Below are 24,105 nucleotides of genomic sequence, written 5' to 3' on the forward strand. Positions count from 1 at the left end.
GGAGCCTCAGCTCCCATTTCTAGTTCCTGCATGACAGCAGGATGTCTGCCGCTGCTGCCTCAATCCCAGCTCAACGCCCCGCCAGTCTGATACTCAATAACCCGAGTCTCGAAGAAGTTCCGTTCCTTCTTCAGATCGATCATCTCAGACATCCACGGGAACGGGTTCTCTTCGTTCGGGAACAGTTGGTCAAGTCCAATCTGCTGGCACCGACGATTGCAGATGAAGCGCAGGTAAGACTTGAACATCGGCGCATTCAACCCCAACACCCCACGCGGCATCGTGTCCTCAGCGTAGCGGTATTCGAGGTCAACCGCTTTCTTGAACAACTCAGTAATCTCAGCCTTAAACTCCGCCGTCCACAGATGCGGATTCTCCAGCTTGATCTGGTTGATCAGGTCGATACCAAAATTGCAGTGCAGCGACTCATCCCGCAGGATGTACTGATACTGCTCAGCAGCCCCGGTCATCTTGTTCTGCCGCCCCATCGCCAGGATCTGCGTAAAGCCCACATAGAAGAACAGCCCTTCCATGATGCAGGCAAACACGATCAGCGACTTTAGCAGCTTCTGGTCATTCTCCGGCGTACCGGTCTTGAACGACGGATCCGTCAGCGTGTCGATGAATGGGATCAGGAACTCGTCCTTGTCGCGGATCGACTGCACTTCGTGGTACGCGTTGAAGATCTCGGCTTCATTCAGGCCAAGCGACTCAACGATGTACTGGTAGGCGTGCGTGTGGATGGCCTCTTCAAACGCCTGGCGCAGCAGGTACTGGCGGCATTCCGGCGCCGTGATCTGGCGGTAGGTGCCCAGCACGATGTTGTTGGCGGCCAGCGAGTCGGCGGTGACGAAGAAGCCGAGGTTGCGCTTGATGATGCGGCGCTCGTCTTCGGTCAGGCCGTTGGGGTCTTTCCACAGGGCGATGTCGCGGGACATGTTGATTTCCTGCGGCATCCAGTGGTTGGCGCAGCCGGCCAGGTACTTTTCCCACGCCCACTTGTACTTGAACGGGACCAGCTGGTTGACGTCGGTGGAGCCGTTGATGACTCGCTTGTCGGCGGCGTTGACGCGGCGGTTGCTTTGCAGGGCGGCGGCGTTGGGATTGTTGCCCAGGATGCCGGGCTGCGTGGCGGCGGGCGGCAGGACGCCTTGCTGGTCGGCCGTGGTGGCGGCAGCGGGTTGCAGGGCAGGCTGCGGGGCAGCTTGCGGGGTGGCTTGAACGTCGTCGTCCCAGCTCAGCATGATGTGATTCTCCGTGATTCGTGGTGGCTGGCTAGGGGGCCAGCAATGGGCGGCAGCACTTCGTTGAGGCGCCGGCCCTCTCCCCCGGCCCCTCTCCCGCGAGCGGGAGAGGGGAGCAAACCGAGGGGTTAGGTAGGACTTATTGGCAGGCTTCGCACTCTTCGAAGCCGGGGTCGCCCGGGCGCATCGTGCAAACCGCGCCCTCGGCTTCCGGCATGACCGGGGCCGAAGCGGCCGCTGCGTCCAGTGCCGAGCCGTTGTCGCTACCCGACGACACCGCATTCAGCGAACCGCGCGACACGGTCGACTTCTCCACGTGCGTGGCAGCCATCGTGCGCAGGTAGTACGTGGTCTTCAGGCCGCGTACCCATGCCAGCTTGTAGGTGTCATCCAGCTTCTTGCCCGATGCACCAGCCATGTAGATGTTCAGCGACTGGGCCTGGTCGATCCACTTCTGGCGGCGGCTTGCAGCCTCCACCAGCCAGGTCGGCTCGACTTCGAACGCGGTGGCGTAGATGTCGCGCAGGTCTTGCGGGATGCGGTCGATACGGGCCAGCGAGCCGTCGAAGTACTTCAGGTCGGCAACCATCACCTCGTCCCACAGGCCGCGTTCCTTCAGGTCGCGCACCAGGTAGTCGTTGACCACGGTGAACTCGCCCGACAGGTTGGACTTGACGTACAGGTTCTGAAAGGTCGGCTCGATGCAAGCGGACACGCCGATGATGTTCGAAATGGTCGCGGTCGGGGCGATCGCGATGCAGTTCGAGTTGCGCATGCCGTGTTGCTTGATGCGGCCGCGCAGCGCGTCCCAGTCCATCGTGCTGGACAGGTCCACTTCCAGGTAGCCGCCGCGCTCTTCGGCCAGCAGCTTGAGCGAGTCTTGCGGCAGGATGCCACGGTCCCACAGCGAGCCTTCGTAGGTGCTGTAGCGGCCGCGCTCTTCAGCCAGCTCGGTCGAAGCCTGGTAGGCGTAGTAGCACACCGCTTCCATCGAGGTGTCGGCGAACTGCACCGCGGCCTTGCTGGAGTACGGGGTGCGCAGCACGTGCAGGCAGTCCTGGAAGCCCATGATGCCCATGCCGACCGGGCGGTGGCGCAGGTTGGAATTGCGCGCCTTCTCGACCGCGTAGTAGTTGATGTCGATGACGTTGTCGAGCATGCGCATCGCGGTGCGGACGGTCTTCTGCAGCTTGGCGTGATCGAGCGCGTAGGTGCCGTCGGCCTGCCTGGCCAGGTGGGCGACCAGGTTGACCGAGCCCAGGTTGCAGACGGCGATCTCGCTCTCGTTGGTGTTGAGCGTGATTTCCGTGCACAGGTTGGAGCTGTGGACGACGCCAACGTGCTGCTGCGGGCTGCGGATGTTGCAAGGATCCTTGAAGGTGATCCACGGGTGGCCGGTCTCGAACAGCATGCCCAGCATCTTGCGCCACAGTTGCAGCGCCGGCAGCTTCTTGAACAGCTTCAGTTCGCCGCTGGCGGCCTTGGCTTCATAGCCGAGGTAGGCCTTCTCGAATTCCTTGCCGACCTTGTCGTGCAGGTCCGGGCAGGTGGCGGGCGAGAACAGCGTCCATTCACCAGCTTCCATCACGCGCTTCATGAACAGGTCCGGAATCCAGTTGGCCGTGTTCATGTCGTGGGTGCGGCGGCGGTCGTCACCAGTGTTCTTGCGCAGTTCCAGGAACTCTTCGATGTCCAGGTGCCACGTTTCCAGGTAGGCGCAGACGGCGCCCTTGCGCTTGCCGCCCTGATTCACGGCCACGGCGGTGTCGTTCACCACCTTCAGGAACGGCACCACGCCTTGCGACTTGCCGTTGGTGCCCTTGATGTGCGAGCCCAGCGCGCGCACGTTGGTCCAGTCATTGCCCAGGCCGCCGGCGAACTTGGACAGCAGCGCGTTTTCCTTCAGCGCTTCGTAGATGCCTTCCAGGTCGTCCGACACGGTGGTCAGGTAGCACGAAGACAGCTGCGAGCGGCGGGTGCCCGAGTTGAACAGCGTCGGCGTGGACGACATGAAGTCGAACGACGACAGCAGCTGGTAGAACTCGATGGCGCGGCCTTCGCGGTCCTTCTCGTTCAGCGCCAGGCCCATGGCCACGCGCATGAAGAAGGCCTGCGGCATTTCGATGCGGGTTTCATCGATATGCAGGAAGTAGCGGTCGTACAGGGTCTGCAGACCCAGGTAGTTGAACTGGAAGTCGCGGCCGGCGTCCAGCGCGGCGCCCAGGCGCGTCAGGTCGTAGGTGGCGAGCTTTTCGTCCAGCAGCTCGGCTTCGATGCCGCGGGCGATAAACTTGGGGAAGTACTCGGCGTAGCGGGCCGACATTTCCGACTGGGTCACTTCGGCGCCCAGGATTTCCTTGCGGATGGTGTGCAGCAGGATACGAGCGGTGACCTGGCTGTAGGCCGGGTCCTTTTCGATCAGGGTACGTGCGGCCAGGATGGCGGAGTCGTACACCTGCGTCATCGGCACGCCGTCGTACAGGTTCTTCAGGGTTTCCTTCAGGATCGGCTCGGCGCTGACCGCATCGCCCAGGCCCGAGCAGGCGTTGTCGATCAGGGCGTGCAGTGCGGCGATGTCCAGCACGTGGGTCACGCCGCCGTCGGTCACGTTGACCGAGAAGCCGCCTTCCTGCACACGGGCCACTGCCTGCGCGCTAGCGCTGGCGCGCTCGTCCTTGCGCTTCTCGCGGTACAGCACGTAGGCGCGGGCCACTTCATGCTCGCCCGAGCGCATCAGCGCCAGTTCCACGTGGTCTTGCACGTCTTCAATATGGAAGGTGCCGCCGTTGGGGCGGCTGCGCAGCAATGCGCGGACCACGGTCTGGGTCAGTTGCTCGACCACTTCGCGCACGCGCGCTGAAGCGGCACCCTGCCCGCCGTTCACGGCGAGGAAGGCCTTGGTCATGGCCACGTTGATCTTGGACGGCTCGAAAGACACCACGGCGCCGTTGCGACGAATGATCTTGTGATCCGGGTAGTTCGTATTGGCGGCGTTGGCGGGGGTCTGCTGCGCGGTCGGTGCGATACCTGCAGCGCCACTCGCGCCCGTGGTGATTTCGTTCTGGGCCGTTTGCATGAGAACTCCTGTTTTTACCCTGGAAATAAGAGACAAAAGAGTCCCTGGCGAAATGCTGCGGAAAGAACATCCGCCCGGCCTGGGCCGGGCATGGACAAACTACCTCTGCGTGAACATTTCGCCAGGGACTCTTGTGATGCGCTGGCCCCGCGGTGGCGGCAAGACGGTGTCGCGATCTGCGCGACGGCCACCTCACACCTGGGCCGGCTCCCCGGTTTGACTACTAGATATAGTGGGTGCTGCTGAAAACTGGGCTAAGTATAGTGAAACGAATCCGAATGACCAGTCTTGACAAGCGCTTTTTCGGGGTCGGTGCCACGGATGCGGCAGCGCCACATGCCCGGGAGGCTAATACTCGCAAGGGTTTCGGCCAAACCGTTCGCAACCGCACATTTTTGAAAAATTTTTTTGATTGTTGTGACGGTGCGATAGCCCCTCGCCGGCATGGGGCATGTGCGCCAGGACGGGGCACGCTGGCGTGATGGCAGACGTTACGAATCAGTCACCCGAGTCGGTCACCGGGCCGCAACGATACGGCAGCATAGCCGGCGGCAATGACGCTTCTGTGGCAAAGCGCGCCCAGTCGAAATGCGGGCCGGGATCGGTCTTACGCCCCGGGGCGATATCGCTGTGGCCGGCAATCGCCCGCACCGGGTAGGTGGCGAGCAGCGCCGGCACCAGTGCGGTCACGGTGTCGTACTGGGCGGGGGTGAATGGCAGGTCGTCGCAGCCTTCGATCTCGATGCCGATAGAAAAGTCATTGCAGCGCGCCCGGCCAAAGAAGTCCGATTGCCCCGCATGCCAGGCCCGCTGCGTACACGGTACGAACTGCACCAGCTCGCCCTGGCGCGTGACCAGGAAGTGAGCGGACACCTGCACCTGGTGGATGGTGGCGAAGAACGGGTGCTTGTCCGGGTCGAGCCGGTTCTGGAAGAAGGCTTCGATGTCGCCGCTGCCGAACTGGCCCGGCGGCAGGCTGATGTTGTGCAGCACCACCAGGTCGACCGCCATGCCTGGCGGGCGCTCGTCGAAATTGGGCGACGGCACGCGGCGCGCGGCGGGGACCCAGCCGTCGGCGTCGGGCAGGAAGCGGCGGCTGCGCTCCGGCAATGCGGGCAGCGCGGGCGTGGCGGCGCTGGTCATGACGTGCCCTCGGTAGCGTTCTCGCCCGCTCCCTCGGCGGCGCCGCGGTCGGCGGCGTCCATGGCCTCGCGGATGCCCAGCTGCTGGATGCGGTAGCGCAGCTGGCGCAGGTTCAGGCCCAGCAGCGGCGCCGCCGCGGTGCGGTTGAAGTTGGTTTGTGCCAGCGCCTGCAGGATCAGCTCGCGCTCCACGGCTTCCAGCCGCGCCGCCAGGTCGATCGGGAAGACGATGCCGCGGCAGGCGCGATCCACCGGATCGCCGTCGGTTTCGGGTTCCGGGGCGGCGGCGGCCGGGGCAGGCGGTGCGGGTTCCGGTGCCGATGTCGGGGCCGTCGATGGGACCGCCGTAGGCGGCACGGGCGGCCACATGCCCCCGGCGGCCCAGGGGGCGTAGTGGGCGGCGGGCGCCATGGCGGGGGCCGGCGCGTGCATCAGCCCGGCGCGCTCGGCGCCTGCTTCCAGCGGGCCCAGGTCGGCGACCTCGATCTGCTCGCTCTCGGCAAAGGCGTAGGCGCGCTCGAGCAGGTTCTCCAGTTCGCGCACGTTGCCGGGGAAGCGGTAGGCGGCCAGCCGGTCCAGCGCCGCCGGCGCCAGCCGCTTGGGGCGCGGGTCGCCGTAGCGCACCGCCAGGTGGTCCAGGATGGCGCGCGCCAGCACCGGGATGTCCTCGCCGCGCTCGCGCAGGGTGGGCATGCGCAGCTCCAGCACGTTCAGGCGGTAATACAAGTCCTGCCGGAACTGGCCGGCCGCGACCATCGCCGCCAGATCCTTGTGGCTGGCGCACATCACGCGCACGTCCACGGCGTCTTCACGGCTGGCGCCGATCTTGCGCACGCGCCGCTCCTGCAGCGCGCGCAGCAGCTTGACCTGCATCGGCAGCGGCAGGTCGGCCACTTCGTCGAGCATCAGCGTGCCGCCGTTGGCGGCCTGGAAGAAGCCGCCGCGCTCGCCGTCGGCGCCGGTGAACGCCCCTTTGACGTAGCCGAAGAACTCGGACTCCATCAGGTTCTCGGGGATGGCGCCGCAGTTGACCGCGACAAAGGGGTGCGCGGCGCGGGCGCTGGTCGCATGGATGGCGCGGGCGGCGCGCTCCTTGCCGCTGCCGGATTCGCCGCTGATCACCACCGGTGCCATGCTGCGCGCCAGCCGCGACAGCGAGCGGCGCACCTCCTGCATGGCGGCGGAGTGGCCGGGCAGCAAGGCCGCGGCGCGGTCGGCGGCTGGGTCGGCCGCGGCGGCATCGCTGTCGCGCTGCTGGCGGCCGAGCGCGTTCAGCACCAGGCTGCGCAGCTGTTCCAGCGATACCGGCTTGGCGATGTAGTCGAAGGCGCCGGCCTTGAGGGCCTCCACGGCGTTGTCGGCGCTGCCGTAGGCGGTGATGACCGCGACCGGCACGCGCTCGGGCGCGGCGGAAAGCTGCCGCACGATCTCGATGCCGAGTCCGTCGCCCAGCCGCATGTCAGTCAGCACCAGGCTGTAGCGGCGCTGCGCCAGCTTCTCGCGCGCCTCGGCCAGCGAGCCGGCCAGCACCACGTCATGTCCCATGCGGCGGATCGAGATATCCAGCAGCTCGCGCAGGTCGGCCTCGTCGTCGATGACGAGGATGGGATCGGGCGCGCTGGACATTCGGGGTGGCATGAGAACGGGATCGGGGGTGGGTCGGGTTGAGCCGGCTCAGGCTGCGGCCGCATCCGCGGTCTCGATGCGCAGCGTCAGCACGAAGGCCTTGGCCGGCAGTGTATCGCGCGCGGCTGGGGCCAGCACGCCGGTACGCTCGATCAGCGCCGGCAGCGACACGGCGCCATAGCGCACCTGCGCATCGTTGACGCCGCACAGCTCGCGCGCCATGAACAGGCCCAGCCCGGTGCCCTGCGCGTTGCTGGTGAAGAATGGCTCGAACAGGCTGCGCTGGTGCTCGCGCGAGACCTCGGCGCCGTCGTTCCAGACGATCAGCTCGGCATGGTGCTGGTCCAGCGCGTGCGCCAGCAGCCGGATCGAGCCCGGCAGCCGGCTGCAGTAACGCCAGGCGTTGTCGAGCAGGTTGCCCAGCACCTGCTGCAGCTGCGAGGTATCGAACACCACCGGCTGGGCCACGTCCACCGTCAGCCGGATGGCGTTGGCGTTGATGTCGGCGCGGCCCGCTGGGCGGGTTTCGCCGGCGTGCGGGCGGCGCGAGCGCATTTCCAGCCGCCAGCGCTCGACGATCTCGGGCAGCGCCTGCGCCAGGTGCACGGTGCTGCGGCCGGTGCGCGGGCGGCGCGACATCTGCAGCACGTCGGACACCACCTGGTCGAGCCGGCGCACGTTGTCGTTGATGATGCGCAGCAGGCGGGCGTCGATATCGACGTCGGCGCCGCCACTGTCTGGCACACCGGGCTCGCGCCTGCCCGAATCGGCCAACAATTCGCTGGCCTGGCTGATTGCCGCCAGCGGGTTGCGGATCTGGTGCGCGATGCTGGCCACCAGCCGGCCCATCGCGGCCAGCTTTTCCTGCTGCACCTGTTCGGCGATGCGTTCCCAGCTTTCGATATGGACCAGCACGGTGTCACGCATCTCGCTGCGCAGCAGCGCCTCGTCTTCCTGCGACCAGGCCATGGCCTCGTTCTGGGCGATGGCCAGGCGCAGGCGCGCGGCAGCTTCGGGCGAGAGTTCGTTCCAGGTGGCGGTATCGAGGGTGGTCGGCAGAGTACGGCCGTGCGCCAGCGTCGAGCGCAGGCCCGCCAGCCCCGGCAGCACGAAGCGCAGCCGCAGCCGAGTGTGCTGCATGGTGCCGTCGGCCAGCGCCGTGCCGGACGCCATCGGCAGCAATTGCAGGATGCGCGGCACATCGTCCTTGCTGCGCAGCCAGTCGCGCAGCATCTCCATCAGCGGCTGCAGGCGCGGGATGCGGCGCAGGTCGAACAAGACGGCGTCGCCACCGCTGGCGCCCTGCCCCGCAGCGCCACCGAGCCGGCGCGAATAGATCCGTTCATGCGGCTGCACCCCCAGCAGCACTACCGCCGCCGGGTTGGCCGCCACCACCGCGCCGTTGGCGCGCACCAGCATCACGCCGTCCTGCATGTCGTTGACCATCAGCCGGTTGACCAGCTGCTGCAGCCGCAGCTCCTGCTCGCGCGCCAGCGCCAGTCGTTCCTGCGCGATCTGGCGGTTGGCCAGCATATACATCAGCAGCGCGGCGATCATGAACACCAGGCCGAACAGGCCCGAGCCCAGCAGGCCGGCGTCGGCCTGGCGCAGCAGGATGGTGTGGGTGAACGGGCCGCTCATCACCACCAGCGCGGAGATGGCCGCGGCGAACAGCGCGAACAGCAGGCTGGTCAAGGCCCCGGCTTCCAGCGCCGGCAGCAGGAAGATCATGGCCAGGCCGTCGGCCTGCCCGTGGGTGCCGTGCCGCGCCAGCACGTGGTAGACCAGCGCCAGCAGCGCCAGGTCGGCCAGCACCTGCACGCGTACACGCAGATGGAAGTGCCGGCGCCACAGCGTGCCGGCCAGCATCGCCAGCGCAATCACCAGGTAGGGCAACGCGACCGTCATGGCCGCCGCATGCTCGACCGCTCCCAGCGCAAACGGCAAAACTGCGGCGACGGCCGGGGGCTCGCCGCGCTGCATCAGCGCGTAGCCGACCAGCAGCAGGCCGACGGCGACGCGGGTCCAGCAGAAGTAGCGCAGCAGGCGCCAGTGGAATTCGGGTGGTTCGTCCTGGCGCCACAACTGCGCCAGACCGCGCCAGGCGTTCAGCCGCTGCCAGCCCGAGGGACCAGTCGGCGCCGGTCCGGTCATGCGCCGGGACCGCCAGTGGTGCCGGTGCTGGCTTCGTCAGGCAGGTGGCTGCGGCGGCAGTAATGCAGGCCGCGCCAGGCAATGGCCTCGCCTTGCGGCAGGTGTACGCCGCAGTGTGCGCACTGGACCATCGGCTCGGCCGTGGCAGGCGCGGCGGCTTCGGCGGCAGCGCGCTGGCTGGCTTCGCGCGCATGCTGCTGCGCGCGCTGTTGCGCCAGCCGAGCCTCGGCACGGGCTCGCAGCCACCAGATGACGCCCAGCACCACCGCCAGCAGGATCAGGATACGTGCCATGGCAAATCAGATGCGGTGCAAGACGACTTCGATCACGAAGCGGCTGCCGACATAGGCCAGCAGCAGGATGCCGAACGAGGCGATGACCCAGCGCAGCGCCACCTTGCCGCGCCAGCCGCGGAAGATGCGTCCGGCCAGGATGCCGCCGAACATGGCCCACGAGATCAGCGCAAACACGGTCTTGTGGTCGAGCCGGAAGGCGCGGCCAAACAGTTCCTCGGAAAACAGCAGTCCCGAGGCAATGGTCAGCGTCAGCAGCACGAAGCCGGCGCCGATCAGCCGGAACAGCAGCTTCTCCAGCGTCAGCAGCGGCGGCAGCAGGTCCAGCCAGCGCCCCAGCCACTGGCTGGGCTGCGCCTCGCTCGGCCGCGCCGGCGCGTGGCGGAAGCCGTGCAGGCGCCGTTCAGCCAGCAGCATCAGGAAGGCGTGGAAGGCAGCCAGCGTGAACAGCCCATAGGCCACGTTGGCGATGATGAAGTGCAGCTTGAACAGCGGCTGCGCCGCGTAGCCCAGGATCTGCGAGCCTGGGAAGGCCAGGGGCAACAGGCTGGCGACCAGCGCCACCGGGATCACGATCAGCCCCAGACCGGCCAGCGAGAAGAAAAAGCTCTCGATCCAGTAGATGCCCACGCCCAGCCACAGCATGGCCGACAGCGCGAAGGCAAAGCCGAACACCATGCGCTCGGCCGGGAAGATGGTTTCATGCAGCAGCATGCCGTGGCTGGCCAGCGCGGCCAGCATCAGCACGTGCCACCAGGCCGGGCGCGCTTCGCCGTGCGCGCCGCCCGCCGGTGGGATGCCGCCGCCCGGGCCGCCGGGACCGGAAGCAACGAGCACGGCCGAGGCGCCGCCGCCTGCCTGGCCGGCCGCGGTCGCGAGCGGATGGCGCGTGGCCCAGCCGTGCCAGGCCAGGCCGCAATAGAGAAGTGCCGTGAGGGCATACAGTACAATGACCATTTGCGCAGTTTACCTTAGTGCCCACGGACGGTGGCGGCCGGTTGAACCGGTGCTCCAGGCCCCCGCGTGAGCCGGTCCTGCCCCGATTCTTCTCCGAGCCCTGCTCCGACCTTTCCCCAATTCCTGCCATGCTGGACAATCTCACTCAACGCCTGGCGCGTGTGGTCAAGACCATGCGCGGCGAGGCGCGCCTGACCGAGGCCAACACCGCCGAGATGCTGCGCGAAGTGCGCCTTGCCATGCTCGAAGCCGACGTGGCGCTGCCGGTCGTGCGCGAATTCGTCGCCCGCGTCAAGGAAAAGGCATTGGGCGAGGAGGTCGTCACCAGCCTCACCCCGGGCCAGGCCCTGGTCGGCGTGGTACAGCGCGAGCTGACCGCGGTGATCGGCGGCACCGAAGCCGCTGGTGGCAACAACAAGGAAGCCGAGCTGAACCTGGCCGTGCAGCCGCCCGCCATCATCCTGATGGCCGGCCTGCAGGGTGCCGGTAAAACCACAACCGTGGGCAAGCTGGCCAAGTGGCTCAAGGAAAACAAGAAGAAGAAGGTGCTGACGGTCTCGTGCGACGTCTACCGCCCCGCCGCGATTGCGCAGCTGAAGACGGTTTCCGAGCAAGTCGGCGCTGACTTCTTCCCGTCGCAGCCGGACCAGAAACCGGTCGACATCGCCCGCGCGGCGGTGGACTGGGCACGCAAGCACTACCACGATGTGCTGATCGTCGACACGGCCGGCCGGCTGGGTATCGACGAGTTGATGATGCAGGAAATCGCGGCCCTGCACGCCGAGCTGAAGCCCGCCGAGACGCTGTTCGTGGTCGACGCCATGCTCGGCCAGGACGCGGTCAACACCGCCAAGGCCTTCAACGACACCCTCCCGCTGACCGGCGTGGTGCTGACCAAGCTGGACGGCGATGCGCGCGGTGGTGCGGCGCTGTCGGTACGCCACATTACTGGGCGCCCGATCAAGTTCGTCGGCGTCGGCGAAAAGCTCGACGGCCTCGAGCCCTTCTACCCTGACCGCATGGCCCAGCGCATCCTGGGCATGGGCGACATCCTCGCGCTGGTCGAGGAAGCCCAGCGCGGCGTGGACATGGAAGCGGCCGAGAAGCTGGCCAAGAAGATCAAGAAGACAGGCGACTTCGACCTGGAAGACTTCAAGGCGCAGATCGGCCAGATGAAGAAAATGGGCGGCCTGGGCAGCCTGGTCGACAAGCTGCCGGCGCAGTTCGCCCAGCAGGCACAAGGCGCCAATATGGATCAGGCGGAAAAGCAGGTGGCCCGCATGGAAGGCATCATCAACAGCATGACGCCGACCGAGCGCGCCAAGCCCGAGCTGATCAAGGCCAGCCGCAAGCGCCGCATCGCCGCGGGCGCCGGCGTGCCGGTGCAGGAAGTGAACCGCCTGCTCAACCAGTTCGACCAGATGCAATCCATGATGAAAAAGCTCAAGGGCGGCGGCATGATGAAGATGATGCGCCAGATGGGCGCGATGAAGGGTGGCATGAAGGGCCTCTTCAACCGCTAATTAGCGGTAGTAAGATCGGCAAGCGATCTGCCTTCCCCCGCAAAAGAACAGGAAAGACATCATGATGAGCGCCGTACAGGCCCGCGAGCTGTGGGCCAACTCCGAAGAAATCGTCTCCGCCGAGGAAGTCCAGGCCGCCCTGGACCGCATGGCGGCCGAGATCACCGTCAAGATGGGCGATGCCTTCCCGCTGGTACTGTCGGTGATGGGCGGCGCGGTGGTCTTCACCGGCATGCTGCTGCCCAAGCTGGCCTTCCCGCTGGAGTTCGACTACATCCACCTCTCGCGCTACAACAACAAGACCGTGGGCGGCGAGATGCAGTGGCGCGTGGCCCCGCGCGAATCGGTCAAGGACCGCGTGGTGCTGGTGCTGGACGACATCCTGGATGAAGGCGAAACCATGGCCGCGATTCGCGAGCGCATCCTGGACATGGGCGCCAGGGAATTCCACGCCGCGGTGCTGTGCGAGAAGACGCTGCCCAAGATCAAGCCCATGCACCCGGACTTCTGCGGCTTTGCCGTGCCGGATCGCTATGTGTTCGGTTGCGGCATGGACGCCAAGGGCTACTGGCGCAACCTGGACGCGATCCGCGCCCTGTTCTGATCACGTAAATACAGGCACCCGCCGGGGTGCCTGCCCTGGGCGCCCGCTTCAGGCCCCCAGGATCGGCCACAGCGAGGCCAGCAGCAAAGCTGCCATGCCGATATTGAAGGCGCGCAGCACGCGCGGGCGCGCCAGCCAGCGCCGCAGCGCCGAGCCGCACAGCGCCCACATCGCGACGCTCGGCAGGTTGACCACGCCGAAGATCCCCGCCAGCAGCAGCACGTTGAGCCACAGGTTGCCGTGCAGCACGTATGTGCTGCACGCGCCGACCGCCATCACCCAAGCCTTGGGATTGACCCACTGGAATGCCGCGGCGGCCAGGAAGCCCATCGGCCGCCCGACCTTCTGGTCCTGCACGCCGCCGGAGGTGGCCAGCTTCCACGCCAGCCACACGAGGTAGACCGTCGCCACCACGCGCAGCACCTGCCAGGTCCACGGAAAGGCGTGGAACAGCGATCCCAGCCCCAGCCCGACCAGCGCCACCATCAGCGCAAAGCCGATGCTGATTCCCAGCACGTGCGGCACCGTGCGCGCAAATCCGAAGTTCACGCCCGAGGCGAGCACCATGGTGTTGTTGGGACCGGGGGTGATCGACGACACCAGCGCAAAGCCGGCAAACGCGGCAAAGACACCGGTTCCGGCGGCAAGTTGGGACACTTCCATAACTGACTCCAGGGCATTCAGGGAATCAGTCTACGGTCAGCCAACGGTACAGTACCGGTACACTTTGACGGAAATCCGCCGATACGGTGCCCGGCGACCAGGTGCGCTTCCGCGTGCTCGGCAGCGATGCCGGCGGCAAGGAGCGCGTGGACGAGCGCCTGGCCATCACGGCGCAGAACTCGCCGCAGTCCGCATGGGGCCCGCAGCTGGCCAGCCTGCTCAACGGCAAGTACGGCACGCTGCTGCGCATCGGCGAACGCCAGGGCAACGAAGTCGTCTTCAACACGGCCAACCTGCAGGCCAACGTGATTTACCTTAAGAACGAGAAGGACTCGGCGCAGCTGTCGATCCTGTCGCCGGATGCGCCCACGCCGGCGCCCGCACCGACGCCGGCGCCCTCTCCTGCGCCTGCGCCCTCTCCTGCGCCTGCGCCCTCTCCTGCTCCGACGCCAGCGCCGGCTCCCGCACCGACTCCGGCACCGACTCCGGCGCCTGCACCGGCCCCGGCGCCGGGCCAGTACCCGAAATGGCCCGATGGCATCGGCACCTACAAGCCTGGCGTCCACGTGACCCACCACCACACCATGCACTTGTCACCGCTTGCCCACCTGTTGATTGGCCACCTTGGGGAACTGGGCAGCCATTGCGGCCTTACCCGCACGGCCAGCCAAATCCTGAGCCTGCTGTATATCGCCTCGCGGCCGCTGAACGCCGACGAGATCGCGCACGCACTGAACCGCTCGCGCTCCAGTCTCAGCGTGGGGCTCAGGGAACTCGATTCCTGGAACCTGACCCGGCCGTCCCATGCCGATGTCCCGCGCGACCGGCGCGAGTACGTGCGCGTGCCGGCAGATGTCTGGGTCAACTTCCGCACCTTGGCGGACGAGCGCAAGCGCCGCGAGATCGATCCCGCCGTAGCGGCCGTGCGCGCCCTCAGGCAGGAAGCCGGGGCGGCCGGCGACGACGCCCACCTGCTGGCGCGCATCGATGCGTTGCTGGAGTTGCTGGCGCTGCTGGGCACCTGGCTCGACGGCACGCAGCGGCTGGACGACGATGCCCTGCGCCGCGTACTACGCCACGGCACGGTGCAGGATCCGCCTTGAGATGAGACCAGTGCCAGCAGATGGATCAGCTGGCGCCGGCAGGCAGGCTCACGCCTCGCTGCGGTATGGCCGTTCGCGCAGCCATTTGGTGGCGATCCATTTCTCGCCCGACGCCACCGGCAGGCCGGCGTGCAACGTGCGGTCGTCGAGCTTGCCGTCGGGCAGCAGGTAGCTGAAGTACACGGCGTTGCCCTTGACCGGCGCCACTTCCAGGCCTACGCGCGGGAACGCGGTGGCGCCGCCCGCCTCGGGGGTGTTCAGGTAGATCACCAGCGTGGCGATGCGCTGGCCGCCTACGGACAGCTGGCGCGCCTCGCCGGGGCGCTGCGGATTGAAGTAATCGAAGTGCGGCTGGTACTCGCCGCCGGGCTTGTAGTTGAGGATCTGCAGCCCTTCGCCATGCTCTGCCGGCACGCCGGTGACCGCGGCGATGCGCGCCTCGATGCGCGAAATCAGCGCGTGCTCGCCCACCTGGAACATCGCGCCCATGCTGGTGCGGGCGTCGATCAGGTTTTCGTCGCCGGTATCCGGGTTGACCACCGGCGAGCGCGCCAGCCGGCCGCGCGACAGCGCCACCAGCGCATCGCATTCCTCGTCGGTCAGCAGATGCTGGAACAACCGGATGCGCGGCGATGCCAGCTGGAACAGGATCGAGATCTCGCGGTCGCCGCCGTGCGCTACGTAGACCTGCGGCTCGGCCTCGGCCGCAGCGACGGGCGCCTTGCCGCGCGCCGCCGGCTTCGCGGGTGCGTCGGCGCCTGCATCCTGCCCGAATGCCGCCGCCACGGCCTGGCGCGCAAAGGCATCGTCATAGCCCGAGCGCAGCATCGACAACACCAGCGCATCGGCGCCGAAGCCCTGCGCGATATGCCGGGCCAGCCATTGCTCGAGTTCGGGCGAGGATTCGGTATAGCCGGCCTTGCCGCCGACTGCGGATGCTTCGCGGATCATGAGGGATTGGCGACGCGCCGGGGCGAGAAGGGATTGCTTTGGGGTGGCTCGGATACAGGCGATAGCGGCGCGCGCGGGGGCGACGGGGCGATCTCGGGATCGCCGGCGACGGTGACCGAGGCTTCGGAATATTGCCAGCGCTTCCACGCCGCCAGCACCGCGTTCGGGTACTCCGGCCGGCCGCGGCTGCCGTTGTAGCGGCCCAGCGCGAGGTACAGGTCGCCCTGCTCGCGGTCGAGGTAGTAGCGCAGGATGGTGCAGCCGTAGCGCAGGTTGCTCTGCAGGTGGAACAGCTTGCGCGGGTCGTTGTCGCCGATGGCTCGCACCCAGAACGGCATCACCTGCATCAGCCCGCGCGCACCGGCGGAGCTGATCGCGTACTTGCGGAAATTGCTCTCGACCTGGACCAGGCCCAGCACCAGCGCGGGCTCCAGCCCGGCGCGCTTGGCCTCGTAGTAAGCGGTCTCGATCAGCTCGACGCGCACCTGCGGCTCGGGGATGCGCGAAGACAGGCGCGAGGACATTTCGCCCAGCCATTTCAGGTAGGCCAGGCGCTCGCCGCCCGAAGCAAAGACCGGTCGCGTGGGCCGGTCATCGGCGATGGCGGCGGCCAGTGCGCCGCGCACGGAATCGGCCAGGTCTTCTTCCTTCTGCGCGCCGGCCTGGACGGCCGTGGCGGCCAGCGCCAGCAGCAGCCCGCCGGCAAAGCGGCGGGCAACGGCCACGGGCTGGCGCCACGCGGGGCGTCGGCCGGCGTCGGTCATCCCCGGTGCGGCGCGCATGGAGGTCAGTTCGCCAGCTGGTTGCGCACGTGGCCGACCACGTCGGCCACGCTGACCGCGGTGGCCTGCGCGTCACGCCGGCCCTGGTACTCGACCTTGCCTTCCTTCAGGCCGCGGTCGCCCACCACCACGCGGTGCGGCACGCCGATCAGTTCCCAGTCGGCGAACATCACGCCGGGGCGCTCGCCGCGGTCGTCGATGATGACGTCCACGCCGGCCGCCAGCAGCTCGGCATGGATGCGGTCGGCCTCGGCCTTGACGGCTTCGGAGCGGTCGTAGCCCACCGGGCAGATCACCACCGCGAACGGCGCGATCGCTGCCGGCCAGATAATGCCGCGCTCGTCGAAGTTCTGCTCGATCGCGGCGCCCAGGATGCGGGTGACGCCGATGCCGTAGCAGCCCATCTGCATCGGCTGAGTCTTGCCGTTCTCATCCAGGAAGGTGGCGTTCATGGACTCGGAATAGCGCGTGCCCAGCATGAACACATGGCCCACCTCGATGCCGCGGCAGATTTCCAGCGTGCCCTGGCCGTCCGGCGAGGCGTCGCCGGCGACCACGTTGCGCAGGTCGGCGACGACCGGCTCGGGCAGGTCGCGGCCCCAGTTGACGCCGGTGTAGTGGTAGTCGCGATAGTTGGCGCCGCAGACGAAGTCGCTCATGTTGGCGACGGTGCGGTCGGCCACCACCTTGACCGGCTTCCTGGCGCCGATCGGGCCGAGGTAGCCCGGCGGCGAGCCGAAGGCATCGACGATCTCGTTCTCGGTGGCGAAGCGGAAGTCGGCCAGGCCCGGCACCTTGGAGGCCTTGACCTCGTTCAGTTCATGGTCGGCGCGGATCAGCAGCAGCCAGATTTCGGCGCCGGCTTCGGTATCCTTGGCCAGCACGATCGACTTGACGTTGCGCTCCAGCGGGATGCCCAGGAACTCGGCCACGTGCTCGCACTTGGTCTTTTCCGGGGTAAAGGTCTTGACCAGGTCTTCCTTGGGCGCGGCGCGCTCGGCCAGCAGCGGCAATGCCTCGGCGGCCTCCATGTTAGCCGCGTAGGCGGAGGTCGGGCAGTAGACGATGGCGTCTTCACCCGTCTCGGCGATGACGTGGAACTCATGCGAGCCCGAGCCGCCGATGGCGCCGTTGTCGGCCGCCACGGCGCGGAATTCCAGCCCGAAGCGGCGGAAGATGCGCACGTAGGTGTCGTACATGTTCTCGTACGACTTGCGCAAGCCGTCGGTATCGCGGTCGAAGGAATAGGCGTCCTTCATGGTGAACTCGCGCCCGCGCATGATGCCGAAGCGCGGCCGGCGCTCGTCGCGGAACTTGGTCTGGATCTGGTAGAAATTGACCGGCAGCTGCTTGTAGCTGCGGATTTCGCCGCGGGCGATATCGGTCACCACCTCTTCCGAGGTCGGTTGCACCGCGAAGTCGCGCTCGTGGCGGTCCTTCAGGCGCAGCAGCTCCGGGCCCATCTTGTCCCAGCGGCCGGTTTCCTGCCACAGCTCGGCCGGCTGGATCACGGGCATGGACAGTTCCACCGCGCCGGCGCGGTTCATCTCCTCGCGCACGATGTTCTCGACCTTGCGGATCACGCGCAGCCCGATCGGCATGTAGCTGTAGATGCCGGCGCCTAGCTTCTTGATCATGCCGGCGCGCATCATCAGTTTGTGCGACACGATTTCCGCGTCGGCGGGCGCTTCCTTGAGGGTGGAAATGAAGAATTGCGAGGCTTTCATCCGTTGTTTCTCTCGAGGCCGCCAGGAATCCCGGCAAATCCGGGGGAGCTGCGGCACTGATTTGTCGCGCACGCGCCTGAAACTGCCCTTCTGCTCGGGGAAAACCACCATCCCCCCTTCTGAGCCCGGCTGCGCGCTTCCTTTATAATCAGCGTAATTCTAAAGGATTCGAGGTGCAGTCATGCTCGATCGTGAAGGCTTTCGCCCGAACGTCGGCATCATCCTCCTCAACGCACGCAACGAGGTTTTCTGGGGCAAGCGAATCGGCGAACACTCCTGGCAGTTCCCGCAAGGCGGCATCAAGTACGGCGAAACGCCGGAACAGGCCATGTACCGCGAACTGCATGAGGAAATCGGCCTGCTTCCGGAGCACGTCAGGATCGTTGGTCGCACGCGCGACTGGCTGCGTTACGAGGTGCCGGACAAGTTCATCCGCCGCGAGATCCGCGGCCACTACAAGGGCCAGAAACAAATCTGGTTCCTGCTGCGCATGGCCGGCAGGGACTGCGATATCCACCTTCGCGCCACCGACCATCCGGAGTTTGACGCCTGGCGCTGGAGCCATTATTGGGTGCCGCTGGAGGCGGTGATCGAGTTCAAGCGCGATGTCTACCAGATGGCGCTGACGGAATTGTCGCGCTTTTTGAACCGGCACCCGCGCGTGCCGCTGAGCCCCTATGGCACGCACGGCGCCCATGGTGCGCATGGCATGCACGGGCGCTACGGCGGGCCGCGCAGCCAGATGCAGGGCCGAGGTGGCCAGCCGGGGCAGCCGGCGGTGGCCGGGGCCGACTGCGATGGCGCGGCGGAACCTGAGCCTGCCCCTGCGCCCGAGCCTGAAGCCCAGCCTGTATCTGTTTCGCCGGCCGCAGCGCCGGTATCCACCTCACGGAGCACTGATGACTAGTTTCACCGGCCCGGGCCGCCACCGCGGCGGCCTGCGCGCTGCCGGACTGCTGCTTGCCGCGGCCAGCCTTGCGCTGGCCGGCTGCAAGACCACTGGCAAGCAGATGGCAGAGGAAGAGAGCACGTGGCTCAACCCGTTCGCGCCCAAGACCTTCGAGGAGGCCAAGGCGATGCTGCCGCCGCTGCCGCAGGACGCCGACCTGATCCCGTTCTCGGTATCGGGCACCGGCAGCCTCTCGTTCGCGGTGGACAGCAAGTCGGTCTCGGTCGGCAAGGACAACGTGGTGCGCTATACCGTCGTCACCACCAGCCGGAGCGGCGCGCGCAACGTGACCTTCGAAGGCATGCGTTGCGACGCGTTCGAGCGCAAGCTCTACGCCACGCTGCCGGCCGGCGCCAAGGAATGGATTCCGAACCTGAGCGAATACGGCGAGAACTGGCACCGCATGGAAACCCGGGTGAGCAACGCCTATGCCGCGACGCTGGCGACCGATTTCTTCTGTGAAGGCCGCACGGTGGCCGGCAAGCCGGATGACATGGTGCGCGAGCTGAAGTCACGGGCGCCGAGCAATCGCTGACACCGGAAGCGTCGATACGAAAACGGCGAGACTGTCATCCAGTCCCGCCGTTTTTTCTTCTTCGCTTGTTGCCTGTGCCTCAGACCAGCACCAGGTTATCGCGATGGATCAGCTCAGGCTCGTTCAGGTGGCCGAGCACGGATTCGATCTCGGAAGAGGGCTTGCGTGCGATCAGCCGCGCCTCCGCGCTGGAATAGTTGGTGATGCCGCGCGCGACCTCGCGCCCCTGCATGTCGACGCAGGCGATCACCTCGCCGCGGGCGAACTCGCCCTGGACTTCCACCACGCCGATCGGCAGCAATGACTTGCCGCCACTGGTGAGCTTCTCGACCGCGCCGTTGTCGATCACCACGCGCCCGCGCAGCTGCAGGTGGTCGGCCATCCATTGCTTGCGCGCGGTCAGCCGGCCGGTTGGCGCCAGCAACTGGGTGCCGATGGCCTCGCCGGCGGCCAGGCGCTCCAGCACGTTGGCTTCGCGCCCGGAGGCGATGGTGGTGTGGGCACCCGACTTGGCCGCGCGCTTGGCCGCCAGGATCTTGGTCAGCATGCCGCCGCGGCCGATCGACGTGCCGGCGCCACCGGCCATCGCTTCCAGCTCGGGCGTGCCGGCCAGCGCCTCGTCCACGAACTCGGCGGCCGGGTCCTTGCGCGGGTCGGCGGTGTACAGGCCGCGCTGGTCGGTCAGGATCACCAGCGCGTCGCCTTCGATCAGGTTGGTCACCAGCGCGCCCAGCGTGTCGTTGTCGCCGAACTTGATTTCGTCGGTGACGACGGTGTCGTTCTCGTTGATGATCGGCACCACGCCCAGCGACAGCAGCGTCAGCAACGTGGAGCGCGCGTTCAGGTAGCGCTCGCGGTCGGCCAGGTCGGCGTGGGTCAGCAGCACCTGCGCGGTGCGGATGCCGTAGCGGCCGAACTGGCTTTCATAGACCTGCGCCAGGCCCATCTGGCCGACGGCGGCGGCGGCCTGCAACTCGTGGATTTCCTTCGGGCGGCGCACCCAGCCCAGGCGCTGCATGCCTTCGGCGATGGCGCCAGAGCTGACCAGCACCACTTCCTTGCCCGCCACGCGCAGCTTGGCGATCTGGGCAGCCCAGCGGGCGATGGCGTCGTGGTCCAGCCCCTTGCCATCGTTGGTGACCAGGCTGGAGCCGACTTTGACGACGATGCGCTTTGCCTGCGCGATGACCGATTGCATGGCGGGAATCCTGTCTCCCGGGCAGCCGGCGGCGGGCGCCGCGCCCGAATTGTCCGTATGTAGTGTGCTGCGGTGAGGCCAGCCGTCGGCGGCCCCTTGCTTATGCCTCGCGCTCGCCCTGGTCGACGTTGTGCAAGCGCTCGTCCAGGCGGATGTCCGGCTCGGCCAGCGCCGCGGCCTCTGCGGCCTTGATCGCCAGCAGGTGGTCCTTGATCGCGTAGATCAGGTCGCGACAGTTTTCGCCGGTCAGCGCCGAGATCTGGAACACCGGGCCCTTCCACTTGTAGCGCTTGAGGAAGTCCTTCACCTTCGTGACGCGCTCTTCCTCGGGCACCATGTCGAGCTTGTTCAGCACCAGCCAGCGTGGCTTGTCGTACAGGGTCTCGTCGTATTTCTTCAGTTCGTTGACGATGGCCTTGGCTTCAGCGACCGGGTCGACCGCCTCGTCGAACGGCGCCAGGTCGACGATATGCAGCAGCAGGCCGGTACGCTGCAGGTGGCGCAGGAACTGGTGGCCCAGGCCCGCCCCTTCTGCCGCGCCTTCGATCAGGCCGGGAATATCGGCGACCACGAACGACTGCTCATGGTCCACGCGCACCACGCCCAGGTTGGGGTGCAGGGTGGTGAACGGGTAGTCCGCCACCTTCGGGCGCGCATTGGAAATATGCGAGATAAAGGTCGACTTGCCGGCGTTGGGCATGCCCAGCAGGCCGACGTCGGCCAGCACCTTCAGCTCGAGCTTGAGCATGCGGCGCTCGCCCGGCTTGCCGTCCACCTGCTGGCGCGGCGCGCGGTTGGTACTGGACTTGAAATGGAGGTTGCCCCACCCGCCCATGCCGCCTTCGGCCAGGCACACGCGCTGGCCGTGCTCGGTCAGGTCGGCGATCACCTCGCCGGTGTCCATGTCCATAATCAGCGTGCCCACCGGCATGCGCAGGGTGACGTCTTCGCCAGCCGCGCCGTAGCAGTCGGAGCCGCGGCCGTTCTCGCCGTTGCGCGCCACGTGCTTCCTGGCGTAGCGGAAGTCGATCAGCGTATTGATATTGCGGTCCGCCACGGCGAACACGCTGCCGCCCCGGCCGCCATCGCCACCATCCGGGCCGCCGAAGGGCACAAACTTCTCGCGCCGGAACGAGGCGCTGCCATTGCCGCCGTTGCCGGCGATGGCTTCGATTCGGGCTTCGTCGATGAACTTCATGATGGGTTTTCCGTGATGGAGCGGCGGGCTGGCGGCCGGATGCCGCCTGCCCTGCCGGGCGCACCGCAAAAGGCGCTATCGAAACGAGCGAAACGAGCGAGGCGAACCTCAAGACCGCGCCAGCATCGTTTTGATAGTGCCTCTAATTGTGGCCAGAAAAGAAAAAGCCCCGCAAGCGTTGCGGGGCCTTCATCCTGCAAAGGCTGTTATCAGGCCGCCGGGACGACGCTGACGTGCTGCTTCTTGGCAGGGCCCTTGACGGCGAACTGCACGTGGCCGTCCACCAGGGCAAACAGCGTGTGGTCCTTGCCCACGCCGACGTTGTCGCCGGCATGCACGCGGGTACCGCGCTGGCGGATGATGATGCCGCCGGCGTTGATGGCCTGGCCACCAAACACCTTCACGCCCAGACGCTTCGATTCGGAATCACGGCCGTTCCGCGTGGAACCGCCGCCTTTTTTCTGTGCCATGTCTTACTCCTGTCGCTTTACCTGGTTACGCTCGATCGATCAGGCAACGATCGCTTCGATGCGCAGTTCGGTGTAATTCTGACGATGGCCCTGACGCTTCTGGTAGTGCTTGCGACGGCGCATCTTGAAGATCTTCACCTTGTCGTGACGACCTTGGGAGATAACGGTAGCTTTGACGGAAGCCCCGCTAACCAGCGGCGTACCAAACTTGATTTGGTCGCCGGCGCCCACTGCGAGCACCTGGTCGAGCGTGATTTCTGCGCCAATGTCTGCCGGTATCTGTTCTACTTTCAGTTTTTCGCCAGCAGCAACCTTGTATTGCTTGCCGCCGGTTTTTACGACCGCGTACATTGTCGAACCTCTCGGATGTGAATAAAACGCCGAATGCCGGCACTGGGCGCACCCTGCGCGGCCGGTCAATGCACGGCCTGGCGCGTGGGCGGGCTCACTGCGGCCCGGTTATCTCCCGCCGGTCAGCACCCGCAAAGCGAGCGTAGCAACCGGAGGAAACCGGGAATTGTAAACGAGGTTGGGGAAAAGCGCAAAGAAAACAGGCACATAGCCTGTGGGCGGCGGCATCGCCACAAAGCGAGGGCGCCCGGCTCAGGTCAGGTCGGCGAGCAGGAATCCCGCCAGTGCGGCAAACGCCACCCACAGGGCGGTGCGGCGCAAATGGCGGCGAGATACGGGCTTGTCCATGCCCGAATTATAGATGCGCGCCACGCGAACACCCTGCGCGCATACCCTGAGCGGCCATCTTTAGAATGCGCTGCATGCGTAGAACGGCGTGGGCTTCGCATATAATCGTCCGGTTTTGCGTAACGGTGATCATCTTGTCCCAGCCTTCCGCCACTGCCTTGCTTGCCCCGGTCGCTGCAGACATGCGCGCGGTCGATGCTGTCATCCGCCAGCGGCTGTCTTCTGAAGTCCCGCTGATCGAGCAGATCGGCGAATACATCATCGGTGCCGGCGGCAAGCGCCTGCGCCCGGTGATCCTGTTGCTGACGGCGCGCGCGCTGGGCTACGACGGCCACCGCCACCATGAGCTGGCCGCCGTCGTCGAATTCATCCACACCGCCACGCTGCTGCACGACGACGTGGTCGACGAGTCCGAACTGCGGCGCGGCCGCGATACCGCCAACGCGGTGTTCGGCAACGCCGCCAGCGTGCTGGTGGGCGACTTCCTTTACTCGCGCGCATTCCAGATGATGGTCGATGCTGGCAGCATGCGTATCATGGAAATCCTGTCCAACGCGACCAACGTGATCGCCGAGGGCGAGGTCCTGCAGCTGCTGAACATGCACGACCCGGATGTCACCATCGAGCGCTACCTGCAGGTGATCCGCTACAAGACCGCCAAGCTGTTCGAGGCCGCGGCCCAGTTGGGCGCGGTGCTGGCCGGCGCCGACGCGGAGATGGAAGAAGCCGCGGCCGAGTACGGCCGCCGCATCGGCACCGCCTTCCAGCTGATCGACGACATGCTCGACTACACCGCCAGCGCGGAGCAGATGGGCAAGAACGCCGGCGACGACCTGCGCGAAGGCAAGCCCACGCTGCCGCTGCTGCACCTGCTCGAGCACGGCACCGCCGAGCAGCGCCAGCTGGCGCGCGACGCCATCGTCCAGGGCGGCACCGAGCACTTTGACGCGGTGTTCGCCGCGATCCACGCCAGCGGCGCGCTGGAGGTCACCTTCGAAGCGGCACGGCGTGAGGCCGAGGCTGCGGAAAAAGCGGCGATGCAATTCCCCGCGTCGGAGTTGAAAGAGACCCTGATCCAGCTCTGCTCGTCCTCGCTGCAGCGACTGTCTTAACGGGAACGTGGCGCAGGCAACGGAAGCGGGACGAAGTGCGATTTTGCCTGCCCCTCTTCCCTTTCAAAAAAAACGCTGCTAAACTTGCCTTCTTTGCTG

General features: G+C 66.7%; 21 protein-coding genes. 6 read left to right on the forward strand and 15 right to left on the reverse strand.

The features are described from left to right. Positions 1–59 precede the first annotated feature (59 nt). From ABNX08_RS18650 to ABNX08_RS18680, 7 genes are all read right to left on the reverse strand, one after another. Entirely contained in the window at positions 60–1,244 is a 1,185-nt protein-coding gene (locus ABNX08_RS18650) for a ribonucleotide-diphosphate reductase subunit beta (protein ID WP_022536640.1), read from the reverse strand. Between the two features lie 139 nt (positions 1,245–1,383). After that, entirely contained in the window at positions 1,384–4,320 is a 2,937-nt protein-coding gene (locus tag ABNX08_RS18655; RefSeq protein ID WP_349607161.1) for a ribonucleoside-diphosphate reductase subunit alpha, read from the reverse strand. Positions 4,321–4,818: 498 nt separating this feature from the next. After that, a complete protein-coding gene (ampD, locus tag ABNX08_RS18660; protein ID WP_349607162.1) occupies positions 4,819–5,463 on the reverse strand; it encodes a 1,6-anhydro-N-acetylmuramyl-L-alanine amidase AmpD in 645 nt (214 codons plus the stop codon). Beyond that, on the reverse strand, positions 5,460–7,100 hold the full coding sequence (locus tag ABNX08_RS18665) for a sigma-54 dependent transcriptional regulator (protein ID WP_349607163.1): 1,641 nt from the start codon (positions 7,098–7,100) through the stop codon (positions 5,460–5,462). Before ABNX08_RS18665 ends, ampD begins: the two co-directional genes overlap by 4 nt. Before the next feature lie 36 nt (positions 7,101–7,136). Further along, positions 7,137–9,242, reverse strand: coding sequence for a sensor histidine kinase (locus ABNX08_RS18670; protein ID WP_022536644.1), 2,106 nt, complete (start codon positions 9,240–9,242; stop codon positions 7,137–7,139). Then, positions 9,239–9,535: a PP0621 family protein gene (locus tag ABNX08_RS18675; protein WP_022536645.1), complete on the reverse strand. Its 297-nt coding sequence runs from the start codon at positions 9,533–9,535 to the stop codon at positions 9,239–9,241. Before ABNX08_RS18675 ends, ABNX08_RS18670 begins: the two co-directional genes overlap by 4 nt. Positions 9,536–9,541: 6 nt before the next feature. Beyond that, positions 9,542–10,492, reverse strand: a complete 951-nt coding sequence (locus ABNX08_RS18680; protein ID WP_022536646.1) for an inner membrane protein YpjD — start codon at positions 10,490–10,492, stop codon at positions 9,542–9,544. Positions 10,493–10,620: 128 nt separating this feature from the next. Between ABNX08_RS18680 and ffh the strand changes: the two genes are divergently transcribed. Further along, on the forward strand, positions 10,621–12,015 hold the full coding sequence (gene ffh, locus ABNX08_RS18685; RefSeq protein WP_022536647.1) for a signal recognition particle protein: 1,395 nt from the start codon (positions 10,621–10,623) through the stop codon (positions 12,013–12,015). 61 nt (positions 12,016–12,076) lie between these two features. Continuing rightward, on the forward strand, positions 12,077–12,619 hold the full coding sequence (locus ABNX08_RS18690) for a hypoxanthine-guanine phosphoribosyltransferase (protein WP_349607164.1): 543 nt from the start codon (positions 12,077–12,079) through the stop codon (positions 12,617–12,619). Positions 12,620–12,667: 48 nt separating this feature from the next. Here ABNX08_RS18690 and ABNX08_RS18695 read toward each other — a convergent pair whose 3' ends face one another. Continuing rightward, a complete protein-coding gene (locus ABNX08_RS18695) occupies positions 12,668–13,282 on the reverse strand; it encodes a LysE family translocator (RefSeq protein ID WP_022536649.1) in 615 nt (204 codons plus the stop codon). Between the two features lie 86 nt (positions 13,283–13,368). Here ABNX08_RS18695 and ABNX08_RS18700 point away from each other — a divergent pair, with 86 nt between their 5' ends. Further along, positions 13,369–14,385 (forward strand): hypothetical protein, encoded by a 1,017-nt coding sequence (locus tag ABNX08_RS18700; protein WP_349607165.1) that lies wholly within the window; start codon positions 13,369–13,371, stop codon positions 14,383–14,385. Between the two features lie 48 nt (positions 14,386–14,433). Here ABNX08_RS18700 and ABNX08_RS18705 read toward each other — a convergent pair whose 3' ends face one another. From ABNX08_RS18705 to ABNX08_RS18715, 3 genes are read right to left on the reverse strand one after another with little or no spacing between them, the layout of a single operon-like run. Beyond that, positions 14,434–15,336 (reverse strand): 2OG-Fe(II) oxygenase, encoded by a 903-nt coding sequence (locus ABNX08_RS18705; RefSeq protein WP_349607166.1) that lies wholly within the window; start codon positions 15,334–15,336, stop codon positions 14,434–14,436. Next, complete coding sequence (locus tag ABNX08_RS18710) at positions 15,333–16,118, reverse strand: lytic transglycosylase domain-containing protein (protein WP_374063625.1); 786 nt, start codon at positions 16,116–16,118, stop codon at positions 15,333–15,335. The genes ABNX08_RS18705 and ABNX08_RS18710 overlap by 4 nt, the downstream gene beginning before the upstream one ends. 5 nt (positions 16,119–16,123) lie before the next feature. Then, positions 16,124–17,845, reverse strand: coding sequence for a proline--tRNA ligase (locus tag ABNX08_RS18715; protein WP_349607167.1), 1,722 nt, complete (start codon positions 17,843–17,845; stop codon positions 16,124–16,126). 181 nt (positions 17,846–18,026) lie between these two features. Here ABNX08_RS18715 and ABNX08_RS18720 point away from each other — a divergent pair, with 181 nt between their 5' ends. Further along, positions 18,027–18,752, forward strand: coding sequence for an RNA pyrophosphohydrolase (locus ABNX08_RS18720; RefSeq protein ID WP_022536656.1), 726 nt, complete (start codon positions 18,027–18,029; stop codon positions 18,750–18,752). After that, positions 18,745–19,329 carry a CNP1-like family protein gene (locus ABNX08_RS18725; RefSeq protein ID WP_349607168.1) on the forward strand — a complete coding sequence of 195 codons (585 nt, stop codon included), beginning with the start codon at positions 18,745–18,747 and terminating at the stop codon, positions 19,327–19,329. The genes ABNX08_RS18720 and ABNX08_RS18725 overlap by 8 nt, the downstream gene beginning before the upstream one ends. Positions 19,330–19,408: 79 nt before the next feature. Here the strand turns inward: ABNX08_RS18725 and proB are convergent, their stop codons facing one another. The 4 genes from proB to rplU form a co-directional block, all read right to left on the reverse strand. Beyond that, on the reverse strand, positions 19,409–20,527 hold the full coding sequence (gene proB / locus ABNX08_RS18730) for a glutamate 5-kinase (RefSeq protein ID WP_022536658.1): 1,119 nt from the start codon (positions 20,525–20,527) through the stop codon (positions 19,409–19,411). 100 nt (positions 20,528–20,627) lie between these two features. Then, positions 20,628–21,725: a GTPase ObgE gene (gene obgE, locus ABNX08_RS18735; RefSeq protein WP_022536659.1), complete on the reverse strand. Its 1,098-nt coding sequence runs from the start codon at positions 21,723–21,725 to the stop codon at positions 20,628–20,630. 209 nt (positions 21,726–21,934) lie between these two features. Further along, the gene (gene rpmA, locus ABNX08_RS18740) at positions 21,935–22,195 is read right to left on the reverse strand and encodes a 50S ribosomal protein L27 (protein ID WP_011299102.1); all 261 of its coding nucleotides are present in this window, start codon (positions 22,193–22,195) and stop codon (positions 21,935–21,937) included. Positions 22,196–22,234: 39 nt separating this feature from the next. After that, on the reverse strand, positions 22,235–22,546 hold the full coding sequence (gene rplU, locus ABNX08_RS18745; RefSeq protein WP_006576525.1) for a 50S ribosomal protein L21: 312 nt from the start codon (positions 22,544–22,546) through the stop codon (positions 22,235–22,237). 530 nt (positions 22,547–23,076) lie between these two features. Between rplU and ispB the strand changes: the two genes are divergently transcribed. Continuing rightward, entirely contained in the window at positions 23,077–24,006 is a 930-nt protein-coding gene (gene ispB, locus ABNX08_RS18750) for an octaprenyl diphosphate synthase (protein WP_051369817.1), read from the forward strand. Positions 24,007–24,105: the final 99 nt, after the last annotated feature.

The organism is Cupriavidus sp. DF5525, from assembly GCF_040149425.2.
Classification (GTDB): domain Bacteria; phylum Pseudomonadota; class Gammaproteobacteria; order Burkholderiales; family Burkholderiaceae; genus Cupriavidus; species Cupriavidus pickettii_A.

Excerpts from the sequence above, each read along its gene's own strand:
- ABNX08_RS18690 (WP_349607164.1), top strand. The coding sequence starts at position 12,077 with ATGATGAGCGCCGTACAGGCCCGCGAGCTGTGGGCCAACTCCGAAGAA.
- obgE (WP_022536659.1), bottom strand. The coding sequence starts at position 21,725 with ATGAAGTTCATCGACGAAGCCCGAATCGAAGCCATCGCCGGCAACGGC.
- ABNX08_RS18705 (WP_349607166.1), bottom strand. The coding sequence starts at position 15,336 with ATGATCCGCGAAGCATCCGCAGTCGGCGGCAAGGCCGGCTATACCGAA.
- ABNX08_RS18680 (WP_022536646.1), bottom strand. The coding sequence starts at position 10,492 with ATGGTCATTGTACTGTATGCCCTCACGGCACTTCTCTATTGCGGCCTG.
- rplU (WP_006576525.1), bottom strand. The coding sequence starts at position 22,546 with ATGTACGCGGTCGTAAAAACCGGCGGCAAGCAATACAAGGTTGCTGCT.
- ABNX08_RS18670 (WP_022536644.1), bottom strand. The coding sequence starts at position 9,242 with ATGACCGGACCGGCGCCGACTGGTCCCTCGGGCTGGCAGCGGCTGAAC.
- ABNX08_RS18665 (WP_349607163.1), bottom strand. The coding sequence starts at position 7,100 with ATGCCACCCCGAATGTCCAGCGCGCCCGATCCCATCCTCGTCATCGAC.
- ABNX08_RS18710 (WP_374063625.1), bottom strand. The coding sequence starts at position 16,118 with ATGCGCGCCGCACCGGGGATGACCGACGCCGGCCGACGCCCCGCGTGG.
- proB (WP_022536658.1), bottom strand. The coding sequence starts at position 20,527 with ATGCAATCGGTCATCGCGCAGGCAAAGCGCATCGTCGTCAAAGTCGGC.
- ABNX08_RS18650 (WP_022536640.1), bottom strand. The coding sequence starts at position 1,244 with ATGCTGAGCTGGGACGACGACGTTCAAGCCACCCCGCAAGCTGCCCCG.
- ampD (WP_349607162.1), bottom strand. The coding sequence starts at position 5,463 with ATGACCAGCGCCGCCACGCCCGCGCTGCCCGCATTGCCGGAGCGCAGC.
- ABNX08_RS18720 (WP_022536656.1), top strand. The coding sequence starts at position 18,027 with ATGCTCGATCGTGAAGGCTTTCGCCCGAACGTCGGCATCATCCTCCTC.
- ABNX08_RS18725 (WP_349607168.1), top strand. The coding sequence starts at position 18,745 with ATGACTAGTTTCACCGGCCCGGGCCGCCACCGCGGCGGCCTGCGCGCT.
- ABNX08_RS18675 (WP_022536645.1), bottom strand. The coding sequence starts at position 9,535 with ATGGCACGTATCCTGATCCTGCTGGCGGTGGTGCTGGGCGTCATCTGG.
- ispB (WP_051369817.1), top strand. The coding sequence starts at position 23,077 with ATGCGCGCGGTCGATGCTGTCATCCGCCAGCGGCTGTCTTCTGAAGTC.
- ABNX08_RS18695 (WP_022536649.1), bottom strand. The coding sequence starts at position 13,282 with ATGGAAGTGTCCCAACTTGCCGCCGGAACCGGTGTCTTTGCCGCGTTT.
- rpmA (WP_011299102.1), bottom strand. The coding sequence starts at position 22,195 with ATGGCACAGAAAAAAGGCGGCGGTTCCACGCGGAACGGCCGTGATTCC.
- ffh (WP_022536647.1), top strand. The coding sequence starts at position 10,621 with ATGCTGGACAATCTCACTCAACGCCTGGCGCGTGTGGTCAAGACCATG.
- ABNX08_RS18715 (WP_349607167.1), bottom strand. The coding sequence starts at position 17,845 with ATGAAAGCCTCGCAATTCTTCATTTCCACCCTCAAGGAAGCGCCCGCC.
- ABNX08_RS18655 (WP_349607161.1), bottom strand. The coding sequence starts at position 4,320 with ATGCAAACGGCCCAGAACGAAATCACCACGGGCGCGAGTGGCGCTGCA.